This is a genomic window from Streptomyces graminilatus, assembly GCF_001418565.1.
In the GTDB taxonomy this organism is placed as follows: domain Bacteria; phylum Actinomycetota; class Actinomycetes; order Streptomycetales; family Streptomycetaceae; genus Streptomyces; species Streptomyces graminilatus.
In genome coordinates this window covers 25835-33347 of record NZ_LIQQ01000271.1, presented here as the reverse complement: position 1 = coordinate 33347, position 7513 = coordinate 25835, and the positions used below count along the sequence as shown (strand labels likewise).

Annotated in this window: 7 protein-coding genes; all 7 read right to left on the bottom strand. The window is 68.2% G+C overall.

Features of this window, described 5'->3' with window-relative positions; translation table 11 throughout:
- Positions 1-46: 46 nt before the first annotated feature.
- A complete protein-coding gene (pgi, locus tag AOK08_RS22815; RefSeq protein WP_055529241.1) occupies positions 47-1699 on the bottom strand; it encodes a glucose-6-phosphate isomerase in 1653 nt (550 codons plus the stop codon).
- Positions 1700-1756: 57 nt separating this feature from the next.
- Positions 1757-3025 carry an MFS transporter gene (locus AOK08_RS22810; protein ID WP_055529246.1) on the bottom strand — a complete coding sequence of 423 codons (1269 nt, stop codon included), beginning with the start codon at positions 3023-3025 and terminating at the stop codon, positions 1757-1759.
- 133 nt (positions 3026-3158) lie between these two features.
- A complete protein-coding gene (locus AOK08_RS22805) occupies positions 3159-3494 on the bottom strand; it encodes an RNA polymerase-binding protein RbpA (RefSeq protein WP_079054208.1) in 336 nt (111 codons plus the stop codon).
- Between the two features lie 244 nt (positions 3495-3738).
- On the bottom strand, positions 3739-3975 hold the full coding sequence (gene secG / locus AOK08_RS22800) for a preprotein translocase subunit SecG (RefSeq protein WP_079054207.1): 237 nt from the start codon (positions 3973-3975) through the stop codon (positions 3739-3741).
- A gap of 124 nt (positions 3976-4099) precedes the next feature.
- The gene (gene tpiA / locus AOK08_RS22795; protein WP_055529232.1) at positions 4100-4876 is read right to left on the bottom strand and encodes a triose-phosphate isomerase; all 777 of its coding nucleotides are present in this window, start codon (positions 4874-4876) and stop codon (positions 4100-4102) included.
- 7 nt (positions 4877-4883) lie between these two features.
- Complete coding sequence (locus tag AOK08_RS22790) at positions 4884-6095, bottom strand: phosphoglycerate kinase (RefSeq protein ID WP_055529230.1); 1212 nt, start codon at positions 6093-6095, stop codon at positions 4884-4886.
- Between the two features lie 199 nt (positions 6096-6294).
- Positions 6295-7299, bottom strand: a complete 1005-nt coding sequence (gene gap, locus AOK08_RS22785) for a type I glyceraldehyde-3-phosphate dehydrogenase (RefSeq protein ID WP_055529228.1) — start codon at positions 7297-7299, stop codon at positions 6295-6297.
- Between the last annotated feature and the right edge of the window lie 214 nt (positions 7300-7513).

Genomic DNA, 7513 nt, shown 5'->3' with positions numbered 1-7513 from the left:
CCCCCAGGGACGGGACGGGAAGGGGCGGCGGGGCGAACAAACCTCCCTACCGACCCCGCAGCTCCCGATACGTAGCCACCAGCGCCCGCGTCGACGCGTCGAGCCCCGCCACCTCGGCCCCCTCCGTCAACGCCGGCTCAACCCGCTTCGCCAGCACCTTCCCCAGCTCGACCCCCCACTGGTCGAACGAGTCGATGTTCCACACAGCCCCCTGCACGAACACCTTGTGCTCGTACAGCGCGATCAACTGCCCGAGCACGGACGGAGTCAGCTCCCGCGCGAGCACGGTCGTCGTCGGGTGGTTGCCGAGGAACGTCTTGTGGGTCACCAGTTCCTCCGGCACCCCCTCCGCCCGCACCTCCTCCGGCGTCTTCCCGAAGGCCAGCGCCTGCGTCTGCGCGAAGAAGTTGGCCATCAGCAGGTCGTGCTGGCCCTTGAGCCCGTCACTCAGTTCCGCGACCGGCTCGGCGAAGCCGATGAAGTCCGCCGGGATGAGCTTCGTCCCCTGGTGGATCAACTGGTAGTAGGCGTGCTGCCCGTTCGTGCCGGGCGTGCCCCACACCACCGGCCCCGTCTCCCACTCCACCGGCAGCCCGTCACGCCCGACGGACTTGCCGTTGGACTCCATGTCCAGTTGCTGGAGGTACGCCGTGAACTTGGACAGGTAGTGCGAGTACGGCAGCACGGCATGCGACTGCGCGCCGAAGAAGTTGCCGTACCAGATACCCAGCAGCCCCAGCAGCAACGGCACGTTGGCCTCCGCCGGAGCGGTCCGGAAGTGCTCGTCGACCAGCGCGAAACCGTCCAGCATCTCCCGGAACCGGTCGGGGCCGATCGCGATCATCAGGGACAGCCCGATCGCCGAGTCGTACGAGTACCGGCCGCCGACCCAGTCCCAGAACTCGAACATGTTGTCCGTGTCGATGCCGAAGTCGGCGACCTTCCCGCCGTTCGTCGACAGCGCCACGAAGTGCTTGGCGACCGCCTCCTCCGCACCGCCCAGACCCGCGAGCAGCCAGGAACGGGCCGACGTCGCGTTCGAGATCGTCTCGATCGTCGTGAACGTCTTCGACGCGACGATGAACAGCGTCTCGGCCGGGTCCAGGTCCCGCACCGCCTCGTGCAGATCGGCGCCGTCGACGTTCGACACGAAACGGAACGTCAGCTCCCGTGCCGTGAACGCCCGCAGCACCTCGTACGCCATCGCCGGACCCAGGTCCGAGCCGCCGATGCCGATGTTGACGACGTTCTTGATGCGCTTGCCCGTGTGACCGGTCCACTCGCCCGAGCGCACCCGGTCCGCGAAGCCGGCCATCTTGTCCAGCACGGCGTGCACGGCCGGTACGACGTTCTCCCCGTCGACCTCGATCACCGCGTCACGCGGCGCCCGCAGCGCGGTGTGCAGCACCGCGCGGTCCTCGGTCGTGTTGATCTTCTCGCCGCGGAACATGGCGTCCCGCAGCCCGAACACGTCGGTCGTGGCGGCAAGCTCGCGCAGCAGCCGCAGCGTCTCGTCGGTGACGAGATGCTTGGAGTAGTCGATGTGCAGATCACCGACCTGGAGGGTGTACCCGGAGCCGCGCCCGGGGTCGTTCGCGAACAGGTCCCGCAGATGGGTGTCCGCCAACTCCTCCCGGTGCTTGGCCAGGGCCGACCACTCGGGCGTCTGGTTGAGCCTGCTACGGCTGTCTGCGTTCATCTGGGACTTCCGCCTCTTTTCTGCCTGGGCCCCCGCTGCCGGTCCCAACCTAATTGATCAGCGGGCCGGTCGAGCTTTCGTCCTGCCGTCGTCCGGTTCAACAACAGATACGTCCGACTTGAGCGCCGGTATCAGCGCGGTGACCGACAGCACGAAGAAGGCGGCGGCGAGCAGCGCCGGCGTGTTGGCTCCCCACACCGTCGCGACGGCTCCGCCCAGCAGCGCGCCCAGGGGTGCGCCGGCGACCGCGAGCGTACGGAAGGCGGAGCTGACCCGGCCCAGCATCCCGGCCGGGCTGCGGCTCTGCATCAGGGTCGTCGTGTTGACGTTCCACACCATGCCCATGAACCCGAACACCGTCATCGCGGCCACCAGCGCGGCCAGGCTGCGCACCGAACCCATGACCACCAGCGCACCGATCTGCACCGTGCCGGCGAGCAGGACGGCCCGTATCCGCCCGAGCCGGCCGACGAGGCGGCCGTTCAGCGCGCCGCCTGTGAGGCTGCCGACCGTGTACGCGGTCATCGCCGCCGCGTACCCCGCGTTGCCCGCGTCCAGCCAGTCGGTGACCAGCAGGACGATCATGGCGATCAGGGCGCCCATGCCCACGTTGCACAGTGCCGTGGCCGCGCACAGGCCGCGCAGCGCCCCGTCGTGCCACAGGGTGCGCAGGCCGGCCGTGATCTCCGCGCGCAGGGTGCTGCCCGCCGGTCTCGGCTCCCGCCCGGACATCTCGGGCCGCAAGGAGGCGACCAGGGCCGCCCCGACCAGGAAGGTGACGGCATCGGCCGCGAAGGGAACGGCCGCGCCCAGCGTGATCAGTACCGGCACCACCGGCCCGGCCAGCAGACCGCCCGCGATGTGCTGACCGGTCATCAGACGGGCGTTCGCGGCACCGAGGGCCTCTTTGTCGACCAGGGTGGGCAGCAGCGCTGTCGAGGCGTTGTCGAAGAGGGTCTGAAGGGTCGTCAGCGCGAAGGCGAGCACGAGGAGCAGGCCGATCGAGGCGTGTCCGAGGCCGACGGCCACGGCGAAGCAGGCGACCAGCAGCCCTCGTACCGCGTCCACCATCCACATGGCCCGCCGCTGGTCGACCCGGTCCGCGACGGCCCCGCCGAGCAGTCCGAAGACGAGCCAGGGCAGATACCCGCAGGCCGTCACGGAGGCGATGAGCAGGGGTTTGTCGGTGAGGGTCGTGGCGAGCAGGTGCAGTGCGGCCGTGCGCAGCGCGTCACCGAAGCTGGAGAGTACGGCGGCGCTCCACAACCGCGCGAAACCCCCGCGCCACGCGGGCACACGCGCTCCCGCCAACTCGACTGTCGTCACCATTCCCCCTCGCGGTTCGCCGATTCACAAACCGTAGAGGGCACCACTGACAATCGGTCGGGGAGCCGGTGGGTGACGCCCCGTCAAACGGCTCCGGTCAGGCACTTGTCAGTGCCTGACCGGCCGTCAATTCCTAGATCTCGCCCCGCAGTTTGGCGAGCGCCTCGGCGAGGATCGCCTCGCCGTCCGCGTCGCTGCGTCGCTCCCGTACGTACGCCAGGTGCGTCTTGTACGGCTCGTTGCGCGGCGGGGCCGGCGGGTTGTCCCGGTCCTGTCCGGCCGGAAAGCCGCAGCGCTGGCAGTCCCACGTATCGGGCACCTGCGCGTCGCTGGCGAAGCTGGGCACCGTCTCATGCCCGTTGGAGCACCAGAAGGAGATGCGCAGCCGTGGCGCGGACTCGCCACGCTCGGCCTCGCCCATCGGCCCCGCCCCGACCCGGCTTCCTCGGATCGCGTTGCCACTTGCCACGGTCGTAACTCCCTGCGTAATGGTGCCGCGAAGCGAGTCGGCGTTTTCGCTTCGTTGCGAGCGCCTCAGTCTACGTAAGGCCCAACGCGCGTCCAGTGCTTGGAGTTACATGCCCCGCACCAAGACGCAAGCCCCATGATAGGCCGCCCTTGGCGGGGCGTACCGAACATGGGGCCTTACGTGCGGAATGTGCGTGCGTAATGTGCTGTCGTACCGGAATTTGACGACCGGTGTCAGCCGCTGATCAGTTGTTCACCTTCATCAGGATGCCGAGCACCACAATGCACGCGAACCACAGCAGACCGAGCACCACGGTGATGCGGTCAAGGTTGCGCTCGGCGACCGAGGAGCCGCCGACGGACGACTGCATGCCGCCACCGAACATGTCGGAGAGGCCGCCGCCCTTCCCCTTGTGCATCAGCACGAGCAGCATCAGCAGCAGGCTGAAGACGATCAGGGCGATCGAGAACCCCAAAACCACGGCTGGACCAACTTCCTCGGATTCTGATGGACGACGAGGTCTGAACTCTCATTCGGAAACGCCCGGCGCACCAAATACTAGTTTCGGCCCCGCCAGGGTACGACGGATCTCGTTCAGCGCATACTCACTGGTCGCGGAACCGAACGATCTTGACGAACTCCTCGGCGTCCAGCGAGGCCCCGCCGACCAGTGCGCCGTCGATGTCGGGCTTCGCCATGATCTCGGCGACGTTCCCGGACTTCACCGAGCCGCCGTACTGGATGCGGACGGCGTCGGCCACGTCCTGGGAGTAGAGCTCGGCGAGCTTTCCGCGGATCGCGGCGCAGACCTCCTGGGCGTCGTCGGCGCCGCAGACCTTGCCGGTGCCGATGGCCCAGACGGGCTCGTAGGCGATGACGACGGTCTCGGCCTGCTCGGCCGGCAGGTCCTTGAGGCCGCCCTCGACCTGCGCGAGCGTGTGGGAGACGTGGTTGCCCGCCTCACGGACCTCCAGCTCCTCGCCGACGCACAGGATCGGGGTGAGGCCGTGCTTGTAGGCGGCCTTCACCTTGGCGTTGACGAGTTCGTCGGTCTCGTTGTGGTACTGGCGGCGCTCGGAGTGGCCGATGGCCACGTAGGTGCACTTGAGCTTGGCCAGCATCGGGCCGGAGATCTCGCCGGTGTAGGCGCCCGTGTCGTGCGCGGAGATGTCCTGCGCGCCGTACTTGATCTTGAGCTTGTCGCCGTCGACCAGGGTCTGTACGGAACGCAGGTCGGTGAAGGGCGGCAGGACCGCGACCTCACAGGCGTCGTAGTCCTTGTCCGAGAGGGCGAAGGCGAGCTTCTGGACGTGGGCGATGGCCTCGAGGTGGTTGAGGTTCATCTTCCAGTTGCCCGCCATCAGCGGCGTGCGAGTGGTCATGTGCGGGTCAGCCTTCCAGTGCGGCGAGACCGGGAAGCGTCTTGCCCTCGAGGTATTCGAGGGAGGCGCCGCCACCGGTCGAGATGTGGCCGAATGCGTTCTCGTCGAAGCCCAGGATGCGGACGGCGGCCGCGGAGTCTCCGCCGCCGACGACCGTGAAGGCCGGGGAGTCGAGGAGGGCCTGGGCGACCGCCTTGGTGCCCTCGGCGTAGTCGGGGTGCTCGAAGACGCCCATGGGGCCGTTCCAGAAGACGGTGCCGGCGTCGGCGAGCTTCGAGGCGTACAGCGTGCTGGACTCCGGACCGATGTCCAGGCCCATCCGGTCGGCGGGCATGGCGTCCGCGGCGACGGTGACGGGGTTCGCGGGAGCCTTGGTCTTCAGGTCCGGGAAGGCGGAGCCGGCCAGTACGTCGACCGGGAGGATCAGCTCGACGCCGTTCTTCTCGGCGCGCTCGATGTACTCGTTGACGGCCGGGAGCTGGTCCTCCTGGACGAGGGAGGCGCCGATCTCGTACCCCTTCGCCTTGAGGAAGGTGAAGACCATGCCGCCGCCGATGAGGATGCGGTCGGCCTTGCCGAGGAGCTGGTCGATGACGGCGAGCTTGTCGGAGACCTTGGCGCCGCCCAGGACGACGGCGTACGGCCGCTTGACGTCCTCGGTGAGCTTCTTGAGGACGCCGACCTCGGTGGCGATGAGGTAACCGGCGTAGTGCGGCAGGCGGGCCGGCAGGTCGAGGACCGAGGCGTGGCCGCGGTGCACGGCGCCGAAGCCGTCGCCCACGTAGGCGTCGGCGAGGGCGGCGAGCTGGTCGGCGAACTCGCCGCGCTCGGTGTCGTCCTTCGACGTCTCACCGGCGTTGAAGCGCAGGTTCTCGATCACCGCGACCTGGCCGGGCTGGAGGCCGTTCACGGCGTCGTGGGCGGCGGGGCCGACGGTGTCCTGGGCGAAGGCCACGGGGGCGTCCAGGAGCTCGCCGAGGCGCTCGGCGGCGGGCAGCAGGGAGAAGGCGGGGTCCGGGGCGCCCTTGGGGCGGCCCAGGTGGGAGGCGACGACGACCTTGGCGCCGGCGTCCGCGAGGGCCTTGACGGTGGGCAGGACGGCCCGGATGCGGCCGTCGTCGGTGATGACGCCGTCGGCCAGCGGGACATTGAGGTCGGCGCGGACGAAGACCCGCTTGCCGTCGACTCCTTCGGCGAGGAGTTCGTCGATCGTCTTCATGAAAGAGGGCTCCTAGGGAGGGCTCCGAATGATTTTCCCGCGACGGCATCAGCCATCAATTGAGGAACCACGATGGCGAGCAACCAGGTCCGCGAGAGCGGCGGCGGTTCAGCCGCAAAAAGGAGTGACGCAGGGCTCGGGCAACGCGCCGTCGCGTTGCCCGAGCCCTGTGCTCACATCGAAGTGCCTGCTCCGGAACTCAGAGCTGGTTGCCGACGAAGACCGTGAGGTCGACGAGGCGGTTGGAGTAGCCCCACTCGTTGTCGTACCAGCCGATGATCTTCACGCTGTTGCCCTGGACCATGGTCAGGGAGGCGTCGAAGGTGCAGGAGGCCGGCCAGCCGACGATGTCCGAGGAGACGATCGCGTCCTCGGTGTAGTCCAGGTAGCCCTTGAGCTGGCCCTCGGCGGCCTTCTGGAACGCGGCGTTGACCTCTTCCTTGGTCACCACGCGCTCCGTCTCGACGACGAGGTCGGTGACGGAACCGGTCGGGACCGGAACACGCATCGCCATGCCGTTGAGCTTGCCCGCCAGCTCCGGGATGACCACGCCGAGGGCCTTGGCCGCACCGGTGCTCGCCGGAATGATGTTCTCGGCGGCGGCGCGGGCGCGGCGCAGGTCCTTGTGCGGGAAGTCCTGGAGGCGCTGGTCGCTGGTGTAGGCGTGCACCGTGGTCATCAGGCCCGAGACGACACCGAAGTTCTCCAGGAGAACCTTGGCCATCGGCGCCACACAGTTGGTGGTGCAGGAGGCGTTGGAGATGATGTGGTGGTTCGCCGCGTCGTACTTCTCCTCGTTGACGCCGAGGACGATCGTGATGTCCTCGTCCGAGGCCGGAGCCGAGATGAGGACCTTCTTGGCGCCGCCGGCGATGTGCTTCGCGGCGTCGGCCTTCTTGGTGAAGATGCCGGTCGACTCGATGACGATGTCGACGCCCAGCTCGCCCCACGGGATGTCGGCGGGGTCGCGCTCGGAGAGCACCTTGATGACGTGGCCGTCGACGGTGATCGTGTCGGCGGTGTGCGACACCTCGGCCTTGAGGCGGCCCAGGATCGTGTCGTACTTCAGAAGGTGAGCAGTGGTCGCGGTGTCACCCAGGTCGTTGACAGCCACGATCTCGATGTCAGCACCCTGCTCCAGCAGCGCGCGGAAGTAGTTACGACCGATGCGGCCAAAGCCGTTGATGCCTACGCGGATCGTCACGAACCGATCTCCTCGTTAGGTGCGCCGGCTTACGTGCCGGCGAGTTGTATGGGATGTCCCCGACCGCCTACGACCCTACCTCCCTGAGGCCCTGGCGGTGACATCGAGATGCCCCATACACGGCAGGGCGGCCCGTACCCGCCAGTAGGGGTACGGACCGCCCGGGTTTTGCGCCGTGATTACCTGATCGAAATCGGCGCGAATCATCTGATGA

Excerpts from the sequence above, each read along its gene's own strand:
- pgi (WP_055529241.1), bottom strand. The coding sequence starts at position 1,699 with ATGAACGCAGACAGCCGTAGCAGGCTCAACCAGACGCCCGAGTGGTCG.
- tpiA (WP_055529232.1), bottom strand. The coding sequence starts at position 4,876 with ATGACCACTCGCACGCCGCTGATGGCGGGCAACTGGAAGATGAACCTC.
- AOK08_RS22790 (WP_055529230.1), bottom strand. The coding sequence starts at position 6,095 with ATGAAGACGATCGACGAACTCCTCGCCGAAGGAGTCGACGGCAAGCGG.